The 16,093-nt window shown below is 70.3% G+C and carries 13 protein-coding genes and 1 pseudogene; 8 read left to right on the top strand and 6 right to left on the bottom strand.

Annotated features, from left to right (window positions below; all coding sequences use genetic code 11):
- Nucleotides 1-9: 9 nt before the first annotated feature.
- Complete coding sequence (locus Prubr_RS12270; protein ID WP_212824988.1) at nucleotides 10-636, bottom strand: PadR family transcriptional regulator; 627 nt, start codon at nucleotides 634-636, stop codon at nucleotides 10-12.
- Between the two features lie 251 nt (nucleotides 637-887).
- Here Prubr_RS12270 and Prubr_RS12275 point away from each other — a divergent pair, with 251 nt between their 5' ends.
- From Prubr_RS12275 to Prubr_RS12285, 3 genes are all read left to right on the top strand, one after another.
- Nucleotides 888-1,340: a DUF5318 domain-containing protein gene (locus Prubr_RS12275; RefSeq protein WP_212824990.1), complete on the top strand. Its 453-nt coding sequence runs from the start codon at nucleotides 888-890 to the stop codon at nucleotides 1,338-1,340.
- Between the two features lie 881 nt (nucleotides 1,341-2,221).
- Nucleotides 2,222-4,453, top strand: a complete 2,232-nt coding sequence (locus tag Prubr_RS12280; protein WP_343221631.1) for a transglycosylase domain-containing protein — start codon at nucleotides 2,222-2,224, stop codon at nucleotides 4,451-4,453.
- Nucleotides 4,454-4,577: 124 nt separating this feature from the next.
- A complete protein-coding gene (locus Prubr_RS12285; protein WP_212824994.1) occupies nucleotides 4,578-6,101 on the top strand; it encodes a glycosyltransferase family 87 protein in 1,524 nt (507 codons plus the stop codon).
- Between the two features lie 49 nt (nucleotides 6,102-6,150).
- Here the strand turns inward: Prubr_RS12285 and Prubr_RS12290 are convergent, their stop codons facing one another.
- Complete coding sequence (locus Prubr_RS12290) at nucleotides 6,151-8,556, bottom strand: hypothetical protein (RefSeq protein ID WP_246568600.1); 2,406 nt, start codon at nucleotides 8,554-8,556, stop codon at nucleotides 6,151-6,153.
- A gap of 10 nt (nucleotides 8,557-8,566) precedes the next feature.
- On the bottom strand, nucleotides 8,567-9,343 hold the full coding sequence (locus Prubr_RS12295) for a deoxyribonuclease IV (protein ID WP_212824996.1): 777 nt from the start codon (nucleotides 9,341-9,343) through the stop codon (nucleotides 8,567-8,569).
- Nucleotides 9,344-9,471: 128 nt separating this feature from the next.
- On the opposite strand from Prubr_RS12295, the gene Prubr_RS12300 reads away from it, so the two are divergent.
- The 5 genes and pseudogenes from Prubr_RS12300 (at nucleotide 9,472) to rplI (ending at nucleotide 12,367) form a co-directional block, all read left to right on the top strand.
- Nucleotides 9,472-10,362, top strand: a complete 891-nt coding sequence (locus Prubr_RS12300; protein WP_212824998.1) for a hypothetical protein — start codon at nucleotides 9,472-9,474, stop codon at nucleotides 10,360-10,362.
- A 361-nt stretch (nucleotides 10,363-10,723) separates the two neighbouring features.
- Nucleotides 10,724-11,014, top strand: coding sequence for a 30S ribosomal protein S6 (gene rpsF, locus Prubr_RS12305; RefSeq protein WP_212825000.1), 291 nt, complete (start codon nucleotides 10,724-10,726; stop codon nucleotides 11,012-11,014).
- 75 nt (nucleotides 11,015-11,089) lie between these two features.
- Nucleotides 11,090-11,647 (top strand): annotated as a pseudogene (locus Prubr_RS12310) (single-stranded DNA-binding protein); the annotation flags it as partial.
- Between the two features lie 16 nt (nucleotides 11,648-11,663).
- Nucleotides 11,664-11,903, top strand: coding sequence for a 30S ribosomal protein S18 (gene rpsR, locus Prubr_RS12315; RefSeq protein ID WP_091551811.1), 240 nt, complete (start codon nucleotides 11,664-11,666; stop codon nucleotides 11,901-11,903).
- Nucleotides 11,904-11,917: 14 nt separating this feature from the next.
- Complete coding sequence (rplI, locus tag Prubr_RS12320) at nucleotides 11,918-12,367, top strand: 50S ribosomal protein L9 (protein ID WP_212825002.1); 450 nt, start codon at nucleotides 11,918-11,920, stop codon at nucleotides 12,365-12,367.
- A gap of 102 nt (nucleotides 12,368-12,469) precedes the next feature.
- On the opposite strand, the gene Prubr_RS12325 is transcribed toward rplI, so the two are convergent.
- From Prubr_RS12325 to Prubr_RS12335, 3 genes are all read right to left on the bottom strand, one after another.
- Nucleotides 12,470-13,975: a vWA domain-containing protein gene (locus Prubr_RS12325; RefSeq protein WP_212825004.1), complete on the bottom strand. Its 1,506-nt coding sequence runs from the start codon at nucleotides 13,973-13,975 to the stop codon at nucleotides 12,470-12,472.
- Between the two features lie 218 nt (nucleotides 13,976-14,193).
- On the bottom strand, nucleotides 14,194-14,964 hold the full coding sequence (locus Prubr_RS12330) for a hypothetical protein (protein ID WP_212825006.1): 771 nt from the start codon (nucleotides 14,962-14,964) through the stop codon (nucleotides 14,194-14,196).
- Nucleotides 14,961-15,617 (bottom strand): hypothetical protein, encoded by a 657-nt coding sequence (locus tag Prubr_RS12335; RefSeq protein ID WP_212825008.1) that lies wholly within the window; start codon nucleotides 15,615-15,617, stop codon nucleotides 14,961-14,963. The genes Prubr_RS12330 and Prubr_RS12335 overlap by 4 nt, the downstream gene beginning before the upstream one ends.
- Between the last annotated feature and the right edge of the window lie 476 nt (nucleotides 15,618-16,093).

Here is a 16,093-nt window from a genome sequence, read left to right on the forward strand (position 1 = left end):
CCTTCTTAATCACGGCCGCTCCGGCTCTTTCCTGGACTGCCCAGGCGGAGGCGGGCTTGTCTCTTCTTGTGCCCCACCTGTTCGGGGGGCGCGGCCGGAGCGCTCGTTGGCGATGAGCTCCTCCAGCCAGCGAACCTCACGCTCACAGGCATCGAGTCCGTGGCGTTGCAGTTCGAGGGTGTAGGCGTCGAGTCGCTCGGCGGCGCGGCTGAGTACGTCCCGCAGACCTTCGCGGCGCTCCTCGACCTTGCGCCGGCGACCCTCGAGGATCCGTAGCCGGGTGGCCTGGTCGGTGCGGGCGAAGAATGCGAAGTGCACTCCGAAGCCGGTGTCCTCGTACGTCTCGGGGCCGGTCTGTGCGATCAGTTCGGCGAATCGTTCCTTGCCCTCGGCGGTGATCCGGTAGACGACGCGGCCACGCCGCGAGGTCAGGGGAGGTACCTCCTCGGCGGCGGTCGGCGTGTCACCCGTCTCGCTGATCCAGCCGGCCGCCTGTAGCCGGCGCAGGGTCGGATAGAGCGAGCCGTAGCTGATCGCCGCCCGGATCGCTCCCAGCTTGGCGGTGAGCTCCTTCCGTAGCTCGTAGCCGTGCATGGGAGATTCCTGCAGAAGGCCGAGGATGGCGAGTTCGAGCACAGCCCCTGCCTTCCTCATCCACGCCGGTGGCGCGTTGACCCACTCCCGGGGTGGGACGCGACCGATGTATCGGCCCGATACATCGGTACGGTAGTCGCCGAATGGGATAGGGGCAAACCCCCGATTTTGCACCCCAGGTGTTACGCACGGTGACGATTGATGGTCGGTGCTCAGGAGGCGAAGGTCCCGTCGCCGCCGTAGAAGACCGGCGACTGGTCGCCGTGCTCGGCGGGACCGCGTACCCTTCTGCCATGCGCACCCAGCGGCAGGCGGTCGACTACTCGCTCCAGAGGCGAGCGCTGCTGCGCGAGGTGTTTTCCGGCCGGGTAGGCACCTACGAGGTATGCGACGCTTCGCCGTACCTGAAGAATGCCGCACGGTTCCACGGTGAGCCCACCGAAGAACGCTGCCCCGTGTGCCGCAAGGAAAACCTCACGCTGGTGCACTACATCTATGGCGATGAGCTCAAGCAGTCGGCCGGCCAGGCCCGGAACCGGGCGGAACTGTCGATGCTGGCGATGACGCTGCGTGAGTTCCAGGTTTACGTGGTGGAAGTCTGCCGGGCCTGCAACTGGAACCACCTCGTCGAGCAGTTCCTGCTCGGCCGGGACGGTCTTCTCGAGTGTGAGCAGGGTACGGCGGAACCGCTGGCGGCCTCGGGCGGCGGTGTCACACCGGACCGAAGGCATGGAGCCGGCCGGTGACCGTTGTCTTCCCGGCCCCTGTGGCGCCGGCGCGAGAACGTGACCACAACCAGATCGTTGACCGGACGTGTCCGGTTATTGCAGATATAGCTGCATATGGCGACCGCAGGTCGGTGCCGCAGCGTGTCCCAACTCACGGCAAACCGGTGGTGTTGCAGCCGCGCACCACCGCGACCGGCAGGGTGTGAGGAATGAACTCGTACGGCGACCCCAGTTCCGCGCGTGGTAGGGCCCGGACCTCCGGCCCGGACGGCGAGCACGGACCCGAGGCCGAGAACCCGTACCGGCGTTCCGGTCAGGACGGTTCCGAGTCGTCGGCGCAACGGCCGGCGGCCGGTTACGGCGACCCCGGCCCACCACGACCGGCCTCGAGCGGCCGTGCCTCGGTGGGCAGCGCGTCGGTGGGTAGTGCCTCCGTAGGCAGCGCGTCGGTCCGTGGACCGGCCAGCGGCAGCGCCTCGGTGGGCAGTGCCTCGGTCGGTAGTGCTTCGGTGGGCAGTGCTTCGGTGGGTGGCCCCGGAACGAGTACCGGAAGCGCGTCGGCCGGTCGGGCACAGGTCGGCCGTGCGGTCGTACCCGGACCGGCCGGGCCGTCCAGCGGCGGCCGGGCGACCGTCAGCGGCGCCGCACCGGTGGCCGGTCGGGCGACCGTCGGCCGGGCCTCGGTACGCCCGGTGGCGCCCGCGGCGGCGGGACCGGGCGGGTCCGGCCCTGGTGGCCCTCGTGGCCCACAGGGACCGGGTGGGTCCGGTCCGGACGGTTTCGACGGTTCCGAGCCCGGCGGTCGCGGTCGCCGGAACCGGCGTAGTGGACCGCCGAGCAAAAAGGCCAAACGACGTAAGCGGATCAACCTGCTGATCGCCTCGTTCGCCGTCCTGATCATGCTGGCCGGGGCGGGCGTCGTCGGTCTGACCTGGTTCTCCACCACCGTGAAGTCGCCGACCGACTTCGGCGAGCCGGAAACCACCACGATCATGTACGCCGACGGCAGCCAGTTGGCGAAGCTCGGCGAGCAGAACCGCACCATCGTCCCGCACGAAAAGATCAACCCGGTCGTGGGGCAGGCCGTGATGGCGGCCGAGGACCAGAACTTCCTCGACCACACCGGCATCGACATGAAGGGCATAGCCCGCGCCGCGTGGAACAACTTCACCGGCGGCACGACGCAGGGTGCGTCGACGATCACCCAGCAGTACGCCCGGCACGTGGCCGAACTGACCGACATCAGCTACAGCCGCAAGCTCCGTGAGGCGCTGCTCGCCTCCAAGCTGGAACAGGAACTCAGCAAGCAGGAGATCCTCGGCTACTACCTCAACGCGATCTACTTCGGCCGGGGCAGCTACGGCATCGAGGCCGCCGCTCAGACCTACTTCGGCAAGTCGGTCCTGATTCCACCGGGTGAGGAGGGCGCGATCACCGCCTCGGAGGCGGCCGTCCTCGCGTCGGTGATCAAGCAGCCGGAGCCGGACCAGGTCACCGGCCACAAGGGCTTCGACCCGCAGCTCAACAAGCCGGCCACGGTGGACCGCTGGGGCTACACGCTCAACAACATGCAGGGGAAGGGCTGGATCAGCGCCGAGGAGCGGGCCGCCGCGGTGTTCCCCGACGAGTCCCTCAGGGAGTACGACCCGAAGAAGGCCTGCGGATCCAACTGCGGCGTCAACACCCCGTCCGGCAACGTCATCAACTACGTCCGCGACGAGCTCGAGGCGATGGGCATCACGGACTGGCGCAAGGGCCGCTACCGGATCAAGACCACCATCGACTCGAGGGTGCAGAAGGCGGCCCAGGAGGCGGCCCGCCGGTCGTCCAAGACCTCGCCGATGTCGAAGTTGCCCGAGAACTACATGGCCGCCCTGGTCGCGGTCGACCCGAACAACGGACGGGTACTCGCCTACTACGGCGGTGAGAGCGGCACCGACTACGACTACGCCGGCGCCAACGACGGCGGCACGACCGGCGGCCACGCCCCCGGCTCGACCTTCAAGATCTATACGTTGGCGGCGGCGCTCAAGGCCAACATCTCGATGGACACGCACTGGGACTCGACGAAGATCAAGGACGGCGACTTCGAGATCTCCAACGCGGGTCGTACCCACCAGTGCGCCAAGTGGTGTTCGCTGGAGGAGATGACGATCCAGTCGTACAACGCGCCCTTCTACTGGATCGCCAAGGAACTCGGGCCGGACAAGATCGTGGAAGCGGCCCGCGACGCCGGCGTCCGCGCCATGTGGAACAACGACGCCAAGGTCATCAACCTGCTGGACAGCAAGCCCGAGGACGTCGCGCCGTCGCAGTTCGACAAGCAGATCGGCTACGGCCAGTACGGCATCACCGTGCTCGACCACGCCAACGGGGTGGCGACCCTGGCCAACCGGGGCACCTACAACAAGGCCCACTTCATCCAGACCGTCGAGGAGCGCAACTCGGCCGGCGAATGGGTCAAGGTCGGCGGCGAGCAGTTGAAGCCCAAGGAGGTCTTCCAGCCCGAGCAGATGGACTCGCTCAACGCCGTGCTGCAGAAGATCCCCGGCAACATCGGGAAGGCGCTCAAGGGCGGCCGGTCGGCGATGGGCAAGACCGGCACCTGGGAACTCCGGCAGAACACCAGGGACAACGGCGACGCCTGGATGGTCGGTGCCACGCCGCAGATCGCCTCCGCGGTCTGGGTCGGCACCAAGGGCAAGCGTGAGGCGGTCAAGGAGGCGAACGGCAACCCGATGGGTGGCGCCGGTACGCCTGCGGCGATCTGGGACAAGTTCATGGAAGACGCGCACGCCGAGCTGAAGTACAAGAACGAACAGTTCAAGGAGAAGAAGAACACCGGCGACCCGAACCACCCGGCGGCCAATGGTCAGTCGCCGGCGCCCGTTGTGCCGACGACCCCCGAATGCACCGATCCGCTGCGCATCAACTGCCCGGACAACCCGGGCGGTGGACCCAATCCGGGCGGTGGACCCAACCCGGGTGGCGGACCCAACCCGGGCGGCGGACCCGGTAACCCAGGTGGCGAACCCGGTAACCCAGGCGGACCGGGCGGTGGTGGCGGCGGTGACGACAATCCGTTCGACGGGCTGATCAGGCCGACACCGACACCGACCAGGTGGCGGTAACGACAGTCCGCGGTGGACGATGCGCCGGCGGCCGGGCGAAAGCCCGGCCGCCGGCGCCGTTTCCGGGAACTTTCTCCGGGACAGGCGGGACGAACAGGCGTCGCGTGCGGCAGGATGCCGTGTCATGAGCCTGCAGTCGGAGTCGCACATCGACGAACCCGAGAACGGGACGGAGAAGATCGACCATCCGTCCAGGTCGGACGGCTTCGTCACGGGACTGTCCCAGGCGATCGGTGGTCCGCTCGGCAACCATGCCGTCCGCCAGGACGCGCCCGGTGGCCGGTGGTCCAACGGGTTCTGGACCGCGAGCCGGATCGTGCTCGCCCTGGTCTGCCTCACGCTGGCGCTGCACTGGGTGCAGAAGTCGCCCTGCCAGGACGGCGCGTGGCAGAACGACGTCCAGTACACCCGGTTCTGCTACACCGACGTGCTTGCGCTCTACTACGCCGAGGGGCTCAACGAGGGCAAGGTGCCCTATCGGGACCACCCGGTCGAATACCCGGTGGTCACCGGCTACTTCATGGGGATTCTCGGGCTGCCGGTACACGAACTCGGCAGCGACCGACCCGAGATCAACCAGGCGATGTGGTTCTACAACCTCAACGCCCTGGTGCTCTGCGTCCTCGCCGTCGCCACCGTCGCGGTGATCCTGTCGCTGCGTCGCCGCCGGCCGTGGGACGCGGCATTGTTCGCGCTCTCCCCGGCGCTGCTGGTCACCGCGACCGTCAACTGGGACTTCCTCGTCATCGGGTTCGCGGCCTTCGGCCTGTACGCCTGGGCGAAGCAGCGCCCGCTGGCCGCCGGCATTCTGCTCGGCATCGCCGCGGCGGCGAAGATGTGGCCGCTGTTCATCCTCGGTCCGCTGCTCGTGCTCGCGTTGCGTACCGGCCGGTTCAGACAGGTGCTCGTCACCGCCGGGTCGACGCTGGTCACGATCGTTTTGCTCAATCTGCCGGTGGCGCTCTCCTACCGGGAGAGCTGGAACCGGTTCTTCGAGCTGAACACCGAGCGGCCGATCGACTGGGGCACGCTGTGGTACATCGGGCGCTACCTCGACGGGAAGTGGAACAGCGGGGCACCGGGTGACCAGGGACCGTTCCAGTGGCTGAGCGACAACATCCCGACGCTCAACAACGTGTCGTACGCCCTGTTCTTCGTGGCCTGTGTCGGGATCGGGGCGCTCGGTCTGCTCGCGCCCCGGCGACCTCGGCTGGCCGCGCTGCTTTTCCTGGTCGTGGCGGCGTTCCTGATCACCAGCAAGGTGTGGTCGCAACAGTTCAACCTGTGGCTGCTCCCGCTGATCGTGCTCGCCCGGCCGAAGTGGGGCGCGTTCCTGGCCTGGCAACTCGCGGAGGTGGGCTACTTCGTCGCCTTCTACGGTGAGCTGCTCGGCGCCGGCGGCAAGCAGGTCTTCCCGGAGGGCGTGTTCGTCCTCGCCGCGTCACTGCGGCTGATCACCGTCGTCGTCCTCTGTGTCCTGGTGGTCCGCGAGATCCTGCGTCCCGAGGACGACCGGGTCCGGCAGACCTACGAGGACGACCCGGACGGCGGGGTGTTCGACGGCGCACCCGACGCCGAATGGTTGCGCCGAAGACGAGGCGACCCGCCCCCGCTGCCCGTGCCGGCGTCGGTGGGCGCCGCCTCGTAACGCGGGTTCTTCCCGGTCGCGGCGACCGTGCACCGGTGGCCGCGACCGGTCAGAGGCGGAAGACGACGACCTCGCCGGCGTCCTCGCGCTGGATGCCGAGCGAGTCGACCGGCAGGTCGATCGTGGTCTGCCAGGGCGTTCCGGCCACCCGGTCGCGCAGCAGCACCACCGTCCGCACGCCGAGGCCACGCAGGTAGCCGATGCTCGCCGGGTCGGGGAAGCTGGCGGTGGCCTCGCGGATCTCGGTGAGCTGGCGGGGCGTGAAGCCACTGCCACCGTTGACGACCGGCTGGAACCGGGTGGTCGACCAGAGCATCACGTGCTGGTCGACGCCCTGGTTGCTGGGCAGCACCAGCATCGGCCCGTCGACCTGGCGGAACGCCGCCGGCTGGGCGGGCACGATCGGGTGTGGCGTGACGTTCGCCCCTTCGACCAGCACCAGCACGAGCGGCAGCAGGGTGGCCAGCCGCAGCCAGGGCCCGGGTCGGGCCGGTACCCGCTCGGCGACGGACTCGCCCGCCCGGACCACCAGGGCGCTGACCGCACCCGCCGCCAGGAGGGCGAGCAGCAGGGTGGTCCAGATCGCCAGCCGACCGGGGGTACGCAGACCGTCCCAGCCGGGCAGCGTCTCGAAGAGCGGAATATAGGTGAAGGTGCCGCCGAAGAACTGGGTGCCCATCGACAGGATCGCGCTGACCAGTACCGCGGCCAGGAGGAACAGTCGCTGGCGCACCGTCCAGATGGAGAAGACCAGTCCGGCGGCGGCCAGCGCGTAGAGAACGAAGCCGGAGAGCAGCGTCATCTCGGCGTTCCACGGCAGTGCTTCGCGGGCGCCGGCGTGCAGTTCGCCCCAGATCCGCGACTCCGGCGGCGCGGTGAAGAACCCGCCGACCGGCGGCGAGAAGAGTTCGAGGTCACCGACCGACCGCCGGGCGTACGGGTGGAGTTCGGCGACCTTGAAGTAGGCGATGGACAGCGCCAGGCCGGTCGCGGCGAACACCGCACCGCCGAAGATGTCCGCGAGCAGCAGTTTGACGCCGAACGGACGCTTCGGGCCGGTGGACCGCAGCCGCTGGACCAGCCAGATGACCGGCGCCACGACCGCGATGAGCGCGAGTACGTACGCGAACGGCAGGCCGATGCCGAATCCGAGGCTGATCTGCCAGGCGGCCACGAACCAGCCGGCCAGCGCCCAGCCGGCGTGCCGCCGTTCCGGGCGGTAGCCGTGTCGCAGCGACCAGCCGTGGCCGCGGGCGAGCATCGCCAGCGCGAGGGGGATGCCACCGTTGGACAGCACGTGCAGGTGGCCGGCCTGGGAGAGCAGCCACGGCGCGTACGCGTACGCGGCACCGGCGACCGCGGACCCGGTCTTGCCGGCCCCGAGCTGCCGGGCCAGCACGTACGCCCCGAAGAACGCCAGGGCGTGGACCAGCACGAAGATGATGTTGTAGCGGACGAGTGCGGCGACCGGGCCGTCGCCGATCATTCCGGCCGGTGCGTAGCCGAGCAGGGTGTCGGAGAAGGCGAACGTCCAGCGCTCCGGGTAGAACGCGTTGGAGTGCCACAGCTGGGTCGGGTCGGTCAGCAGGATGTGCCCCGACCAGGCCATCTGCCAGGCCTGGAGGGTGGGGTCCCAGATGTCCTGGGGGATTGTGTGCTGTGGGTAGCGCAGCGTCGGCCAGGTCATCAGCACGGCCAGCACGACCGCGCCGACGGCGGCGAGGGTCCATTCGTGGATCAGTCCCCGGCCGATGGCGTGGAAGATCCGCCGGATGCGGCCGGGCAGCGTCACCGGTGCCGGCGCGAACGCCGACCACCGGTCACCGGTCTTGACCAGGGTGACCTTCTGCACGACGGTCATCGCGCCGACCGTGGCCGCGGTCTTCGGGTCGCCCTCCTTGGCGTCCGGGCCCGCCTTGGCATCCGACTTGGCGGACGGGCCCGTCTTGGCCTTGGCGGCCGCTCTGGCGTCGGCCTTCGCCTTCGCCTTCTCGGCGCGCCTGGCCCGCGCGGCGGCCTTCGCCTCCGCCGCGAGCCGGGCCCGCTCGCTGGGCCTGAACAGGTCGTCGGGGGCCGGAGTGACGCCGCCCCCGACCGGAGCGGTGGGCGTCCCACCGGCCCCATCGGCCTTCGGCTCGCCGTCAGCCTTCTCTTTGGCTGTGTCCTTCGTCGTGGCGTCGGCCTCCGCCTTCACGTCATCCTTCGCGCCGGCGGCGTCCTTCGGCTCTCTGTCGGTCTTCGCTGCGGCGTCGACCTTCGTCGGGGCTGCCGGGGCGGGTGTGGCCGTCACGTCGGCCGCCGTGGCCGGGGCCGCCGGTGGGACCGATGTCGGGCCCGCCGCGGACCCGTCCGGTGTCACGGCCGGCGCCTCGGTTGCCGGGCCGCCGCTCGGCGTCGCCCCGCTCGGGTCGGTGTCCGCGCCCCGGTTGGAGACCTTCGGCTGCTCGGTGCTCATACGGGTTCCCCTAGGCGGTGACGCGGTCACGCAGGAATGCGATGTCCTTGCCCTGTCCGTCGACCCCGCCCGGGGTCTCGACGACGACCGGTGCGCCGGCGGCGCGGACCACCGCGACCAGCAATTCGGGATCGATCATCCCCTGCCCGAGGTTGTCGTGTCGATCCGCACCGGAGTCGAACGCGTCCCGGGAGTTGTTGGCGTGCACCAGGTCGATCCGGCCGGTGATCGCCTTGACCCGGTCGACGACGTCGAGCAGGGCCTCGCCGCCGGCGTGCGCGTGGCAGGTGTCGAGGCAGAAGCCGACCTCGTACGACCCGATCGCGTCCCACAGCCGGGCGAGCGCGTCGAACCGGCGGGCACACGCGTTGTCGCCCCCGGCGGTGTTCTCGATCAGGATCGGGGTGGCGAAGCCGCCGGACTCGGCGGCGAACGCGAACGTCTTGCGCCAGTTGTCGAAACCAACCGCGACGTCGTCGCCCTTGCCGACGTGGCCACCGTGGACGATCAGCCCCTTCGCCCCGACGCGGGCGGCCGCCGTGGCGTGGCTGAGCAGCAGCTTGCGGCTGGGGATACGGATCCGGTTGTTGGTCGTGGCGACGTTGATCACGTACGGCGCGTGGACGTAGACCTCGACCTCGGCGGCGCGCAACCCGTCGGCGTCGGGGTGTTCCTCCGGCGCCTTCCAGCCCTTCGGGTCGGCGAGGAAGAACTGCACCACCTCGGCCTTACGGGCGGCCGCTTCGGCGAGCGGGTCGCCGGCGTCGACATGGGCTCCGATACGCATGCAGGCGAGCCTACGTCGCCGGTGCGACGCCGGACATGCTGCCGGGCCGTCCGACCGGCGTACGTCGTAACTCGCGGATCGCCCACGTCGTGCGCGTCACCCGCCGCGCCGGCCCGTCGTTACCTGCAATGACCAACGGGCCGGGGGCCGCCGATCTCAACCCCGACCCGAAGATCGACATGGGGAGATGGTGGATGTCGCTGTTGTCCCGACATCGTCGTGCCGCCGTGGCGGCGGGCGCCCTGTTTCTCGGCGCGCCGTTGCTGTTCACCGGTCCGGCGCACGCCGAGCCAGGTCCGACGCCGGGCGCGCCGGTGCAGGAGAGTGGTCAGGCGGTGGTCTTCAGCGGCGACGGCCTGCTCGGTGTCGCCTGCGGTGCCAAGCCGGACGTCGGTTCGGTGACGGTGCCGGCGGAGAGCACCCTGCGGGTGGTCAACAACACCGGCCGCCGTGCCCGGCTGCTGCTCGACGGCTCGGCCCAGGGCGAGATCGCCAGCGGCGCGACCGCCGACGTGCTATTCCGGCGCGGACCGGTCCAGTTGGCCCTCAAACCGGTCTGCGTGTTGTCCGAGGAGTCGGCCGTACGGGTCGAGGTGGCGGCCGCCCCGCCACCGCAGTCCACGCCGGGGCGGCCGACGGCGAACCCGACCACCTCGGCGCCCGGCCGGCCGCCGACGACCCGGCCGGTGGAGGAGGCGCCGCGCCCGCCGGCGTCCCCACGGGTGGGCACCACACCGTCGGTGGGCGTGTCGGCCACCCCGTCGGAGTCCGTGCTGCCCACGCCGAATCCGGGCGCGCCGGTCGGCGACCTCCCGGTGCCCGCTGCGGGGCTCGGCGGGTCTCCGGCGGACCCCGGTGACGGCGCCGCCGCCGAGCCGATGGCCTCCGTCGAGCCGGTCCGGGACACCGGTCCGATCGGCCTTCTGGCACTCGTCGCGACGGTTTGCGTCGTTGGCGTATCTGCAGGTGCAATTCGGGCTATTATTGCTCAACGAACAAGCCGGACTGCTCCGGCTTAGTGCTACATATCTGGCGCAGTGCAGTTCTTCGCGCAGCGCGACATAGAGGCTCCGCGGGGCGCTTCCTGTCCAACCTCGCCGGTGTGGTCGTTCCTCCCCAGGTCCCACCCAAAGAATGCGGATAGCGCGCCCCGCGGCCACGCGGAACGGCGAGGGCTCCCCCGGTGACCCGGGGGAGCCCTCGCCCGCTACACCGGTACGGCAGGTCACCGGGGGTGGACGTGTCCCGACGCGGCGTACCCGGTATCCTCGTGGGGTTGTCCGTCCGGCCGTGGGTTCCCCCACGGTCCGAGCGCCAACGACGCACGACCTCCTGTCACGGAAGGACCGTGACCGCCAGCCCATAGGAGGTGAGCACGTCTTGCGTCATTACGAAATCATGGTGATCCTCGACTCGAGTCTCGAGGAGCGCACCGTCGCCCCGTCGCTCGACACGTATCTCAACGTGATCCGGACCGCGGGTGGCTCGGTGGAGAAGCTCGACGTCTGGGGCCGCCGGCGCCTCTCGTTCGAGATCAACAAGAAGGCCGAGGGCATCTACGCCGTCATCGACCTGCAGGCGACGCCTGCGGCGGTGGCCGAGCTGGACCGTCAGCTGCGACTCAACGAGTCCGTGCTGCGCACCAAGGTCATTCGGCCGGAGACGCGCTGACGCGTTTCGCGGCCCGTCCGGATCAGCCTCATCACTGTCGTACGGCTCTGGGAGCCTGTGCGCGGACGAAGATGAGTGCGCGAGGAGATGGTCATGGCAGGAGACACCACGATCACGGTCATCGGCAACCTGACCGATGACCCCGAGTTGCGTTTCACCCCGTCGGGTGCCGCGGTCGCCAAGTTCCGGGTCGCTTCGACGCCCCGGTTCATGGACAAGGCTTCCGGCGAGTGGAAGGACGGCGAGGCACTGTTCCTTGCCTGCACGGTGTGGCGCCAGGCGGCGGAGCACGTCGCCGAGTCGTTGCAGCGGGGCGCCCGCGTGATCGTCTCGGGCCGGCTGCGTCAGCGGTCGTACGAGACCCGCGAGGGTGAGAAGCGCACCGTCATCGAGCTCGAGGTCGACGAGATCGGTCCGTCGCTGCGCTACGCCACGGCGAAGGTGCAGAAGATGTCCCGCTCCGGCGGCGGTGGCTTCGGTGCCTCCGGTGGCGGTGGTGGCCAGGGCGGCGGCGGAGGCAACTTCGACGACCCGTGGGCCACGGCCGCACCCGCCTCCTCCGGTTCGGGCGGTGGCGGAAACTTCGACGACGAGCCCCGTTCTGATGCCGGCCGGAAGCGGCCGGGACCGCAAACCAGGAGCAAGAGCAATGGCGAAGGCTGCGGCACTGCGCAAGCCGAAGAAGAAGGTGAACCCGCTCGACAAGGACGGGATCACCTACATCGATTACAAGGACACCGCGCTGCTGCGCAAGTTCATCTCCGACCGTGGCAAGATCCGCGCTCGGCGGGTCACCGGGGTCACCTCCCAGCAGCAGCGGCAGATCGCCCGTGCGGTCAAGAACGCCCGTGAGATGGCGCTCCTGCCGTACACCACCACGGCGCGCTGAGAGGGGGCACCGACATGAAGATCATCCTGACTCAGGAGGTGTCCGGTCTCGGCACCCCCGGCGACATCGTCGAGGTCAAGGGCGGCTACGGCCGTAACTACCTGCTCCCGCAGGGCTTCGCGATCCCGTGGAGCAAGGGTGCGGAGAAGCAGGTCACCGTGATCCGGCGGGCCCGCTCGGCCCGCGAGATCCGCGACCTCGGCCACGCCAACGAGGTCAAGGGCCAGCTCGAGGGCCTCAAGGTCAGCCTCACCGCCCGCGCGGGCGACGGCGGCCGCCTCTTCGGCTCGGTCACCGCCGCCGAGATCGTCAACGCGGTCAAGGCCGCCGGCGGCCCGACCCTCGACCGCCGCCGGCTGGAACTGCCCGGCAGCATCAAGTCGGTCGGCGCCTACCCGGTCAGCGTCAAGCTGCACCCCGAGGTCACCGCCAAGTTCAGCCTGAACGTGGTGCGGGCCAAGTAAGGCAGATCGGAAAGGGGGTCCACCGGCGCCGGTGGACCCCCTTTCCCGTTCCGGCCACGCCCGAACGGGAAAGGGACCGGCACAAGATGCCCGCGATATGGCTCAGTCCAGGTTGGCCGCCCGCCGGATGACCCTGGCCAGGTCGTCGACCTGCCGATCCTCGGTCTCCACCGCCGCGTGCTCGGCCACCGCGGCGAGGTCCGGGTACGTCGTTTCCGACCCACCCCGCAGCGTCTCCGCGAAATAACCGGCGGCGTAGCAGACCCGCAGCCGCGGCGCGGACGCCTCGAACCCGCCGGCCAGCGCACCCGCGGTCACCCCCGAGGACGTCTCGGACGCCGACCGGTTCCGCGGATCCAGCCACCGTACGTCGACCTTCGCGAGCTGCGCGCCCGCCGGCACGTCGTCGTGTACCCGCACCGCGTACAACGCGGTGACGCTGTGCCCGGGACCCACCTCGCCACCGTCGACCCGGTCATCGCGGAAGTCCTCGTCGGCGATCGCCCGGTTGGCGTAGCCGATCAACCGGTACGACCGGACCGCCGACGGGTCGAACGTCACCTGCACCTTGGCGTCGAGAGCCCGTACCGCCAGAGTCGCGGGCAGCCGCCGGACGAACACCTCCCGGGCCTGCTCCGGCTCGCTGACGTAGACCACGAAACCGTCGCCCCGGTCGGCGAGCTGCTCCATCAGGCGGTCGCCGTAGTCGCTGCCCACACCGACCCCGAGCAGCGCGATCTCCTTCGCGGCCTCCTCGCGTACCCGCTCGAGAATCGGTTCCGCGGTGTCGTTGCCGACGTTGGCCAGCCCGTCGGACAGCAGGATCACCCGGTTGCTGGCCCCCTCGCGGAAGCCGTCGCGGGCGACCCGGTAGCCCAGTTCGAGCCCGGCCTCCAGGTTGGTGCTGCCCTCCGTACGCAGCGAGTCGATCGCGTCGTGCAGCGCGTCGGCGTCGGACACCCGGGTCATCTTCCGGATGGTCCGCGCCTTTTTGTGAAACACGACGATCGCCACCGAGTCGGTGTCGCGGAGCTGGTCGACCAGAGTGTGCAGGGCGTCCTGGACCAGGTCGAGCCGGCCCGGTCCGCCCATCGATCCGGAGACGTCGACGACGAAGGTGAGTGCGGCGTCCGGCCGGGTGGCCGGGTCCTCGCCGCGGGTCTGCAGGCCGACCCGGAGCAGCCGTACGTCACCGGCCGGCTCGGACCGGTGCTCCTCCGGCAGCCGGGCACCGTCGACGTGGATCGCGAACCCGTCACCGGCCGGCTCGGGATAGTCCTGGTCGAAGGCGTTGACGAACTCCTCGGCGCGGACGTTCTCACCGTCCGGCAGCCGGCCGTCGTTGATCAGTCGACGGGCGTAGCCGTACGAGGCGGTGTCGACGTCCACCCCGAACGTCGACTGCGGATCCTCGTCGGTCCGGATCTCGCCGTCGGTGAAGGGAAGCGGAGGGCTCTCCTCCGTACGCCGATCCGGTTGGGTCGGTGCCTCGCGGTGGGCCGCGGAGTCGGATGCGGACCGGTGGGCGGTGCAGGCGCTGCCGGCGAGCACCGCCGACAGCGCGACGACCAGCACGGCGACCCTCGACGGGCGGCGGAAACGGTCCATCGGTGTCCTCCTGGAAAAAGTTCGGCCGACGCGATCCGGTGCGCCCGGGGCGGCGCCGTCGTCGGCAACCCAACCCGGCGGCGCCGGATCGTCTGACGTCCATTCAGAGCATCCGATGTGTGCACCGGCTCCCGTCGAGTCCGAGCCGATACCTGACCGTGCTGCGGTGTGACCGGGTCGTGTGGAATCCGAGACCGGCCGTTGGTTGCGGCGGTGACTCAGCCGAGCGGCTCGCCGGTGATCGCGCTCAGCAGCACGGTGGACAGACCACCGCCGACGACGGCCGCGGCGAGCCCGACGCTGACCGCCCGCCACGTGCCACTCGCCCAGCGCAGCAGGACGGCGACTCCCAGGCTGGTCGCCAGGGCGGCGCCGAACCGGGGAGCGCCGTCGAGCAGCGAGCCGACGGCGTTGGTCCGTGGCGATGCGCAGCCGCCGCCGGCCGCGTCGGCCACGCATCCCACCGGCGCGGCGTTGTCGAGCGTCAGCATCCAGACGAAGAAGAACAGCAGCGGTACGGCGTACCAGGCCGCCGTGTAGAGCACCGAGGCGACCGCGCCGCCCGGATCGGGATCGAGCAGGCCGTCGTCGCGGGTGGCCGGCCGACGGGTGGTCGCCGTACGGGTGGCCGTGGACCGGCCGGGCGACCCGGCGGTGGCGGCACGCCGGCCACGGGACTGCTCCGGGATCGTGACACCCGTCCGCGGTCCGGCGCCGGGCTCGTCGGGCAGTGCGTCGGGGGACTGTGTCGTGCCCGGAAAACTGACCGCCGGCGAACGCGGGGCGGTGGCGGGTGTCCCGACCCAGCGCGGGTCGTCCTCGGCCAACCTCGCGCCGGACCAGAACTCGTCGTCGCGGTGGTGCCGGGCCTGGCGGCTCCGGTCGGATTCGGCATCGTCACGCGCCGGCCGGTACCGCCCGTGCCGGTCGGCGGACGACCCGTACGGCGGATCGTCGGTCGGCGGCGCCCAGCTACCGGTGTCGGTCATCCGGTTCCACTGACCGGTGTCGGTGTAACTGCTCCACTGACCGGTTTCGGCCGTACGCTCGCGCCCGTTCGCCGGGTGTCCCTGCTGGCCGCGCCCCGTTCCGCGGCGCCGGCCGCCGTCCGCGTACGGCGTCCCGTGCGGCCGGGTGTCGTCGACGCCACCCGGCCGTCGTGGCTGCTCGGGGGAGAACGACCAGCCGGCCGTGTCGTCCGGGCCGGCCACCGGCCGGCCGGTACGGCTGCCCCGCTCCACCGGTCGCTGCGGCCGGCGGGGTCGCCGTCCCCGCTCCACCGGTCCGGGTCGCCGTCGGTCACCCGGTCGAACTGGCCGGTATAGGCACCCTGGGCCCATTCGCCGGTTTCGGTCGATGCCGACCAGTCGGCCCGCTCCCGGCGACGCCGGCCCCGGGACACCGGTCCGTCGTGCCGCCAGGTGTCGCCGTAGCCGTCGTCGGAGGCGGTGGACCAGTCGTAGGTGCTGGTCGTCTCGCGCCAGTCACGGGTCTCGGTGACCCGTTGCCAACTGGTCGTCGTCTCGGTGTGTCGCCAGCCGGTGCCGGCGCTGTGCCGGCCGGTCGGCCGCTCATCGGCGTCGTCCGGCTCCTCGGCCCGGTGGTGCCGGCCGCGGCGGCCGGACGACCCGGGGACCGGCACGCCGTCGGCTCCCGTGACGGGTAACCGCGAGCGGTCGTCACCGTCATCGGCGACCGGCTGGTCCTCGTGGGCTGGCCAGGCATGGCCGGGCCGCTGATCGTGCCGCCAGTCCCGGTAGTCCACGGCGGGAGCCTGACCTTTCTCAGATCGGGGCGCAATCGGCCATCCAGACACAACCGCCGGAGCCGGCGATAGCCCAGCACCGATGTGCCAACCTGACGGTTTTTTCTTATCCACAGCATGTGGATTGAATAGCTGCAGGTCAAGGCGTGTTCACCCTACCTACTCGTGAGTTATCCACAGGTTGTGCACAGCCCTGCGCACAACCTGGAGGCTTCCTGTCCACAGGTTGTCCCAAGGCTTGTCCACCGGCCGGTTTGGCCAACGAACCCGGGATTCGTATGGTGGCCGTTCGGCCTCGTCTCGCAGGTGCGGCTCCACCCCGGTCGCACGACGGGACGTGGTGCTGGAAAGAC

This window comes from Polymorphospora rubra (assembly GCF_018324255.1).
Lineage (GTDB): Bacteria > Actinomycetota > Actinomycetes > Mycobacteriales > Micromonosporaceae > Polymorphospora > Polymorphospora rubra.

Coding starts and splice junctions, on each gene's coding strand:
- Prubr_RS12275 (WP_212824990.1), top strand. CDS start 888: ATGCGCACCCAGCGGCAGGCGGTCGACTACTCGCTCCAGAGGCGAGCG.
- Prubr_RS12280 (WP_343221631.1), top strand. CDS start 2,222: ATGCTGGCCGGGGCGGGCGTCGTCGGTCTGACCTGGTTCTCCACCACC.
- Prubr_RS12285 (WP_212824994.1), top strand. CDS start 4,578: ATGAGCCTGCAGTCGGAGTCGCACATCGACGAACCCGAGAACGGGACG.
- Prubr_RS12290 (WP_246568600.1), bottom strand. CDS start 8,556: ATGAGCACCGAGCAGCCGAAGGTCTCCAACCGGGGCGCGGACACCGAC.
- Prubr_RS12295 (WP_212824996.1), bottom strand. CDS start 9,343: ATGCGTATCGGAGCCCATGTCGACGCCGGCGACCCGCTCGCCGAAGCG.
- Prubr_RS12300 (WP_212824998.1), top strand. CDS start 9,472: ATGACCAACGGGCCGGGGGCCGCCGATCTCAACCCCGACCCGAAGATC.
- rpsR (WP_091551811.1), top strand. CDS start 11,664: ATGGCGAAGGCTGCGGCACTGCGCAAGCCGAAGAAGAAGGTGAACCCG.
- rplI (WP_212825002.1), top strand. CDS start 11,918: ATGAAGATCATCCTGACTCAGGAGGTGTCCGGTCTCGGCACCCCCGGC.
- Prubr_RS12325 (WP_212825004.1), bottom strand. CDS start 13,975: ATGGACCGTTTCCGCCGCCCGTCGAGGGTCGCCGTGCTGGTCGTCGCG.
- Prubr_RS12330 (WP_212825006.1), bottom strand. CDS start 14,964: ATGACCGACACCGGTAGCTGGGCGCCGCCGACCGACGATCCGCCGTAC.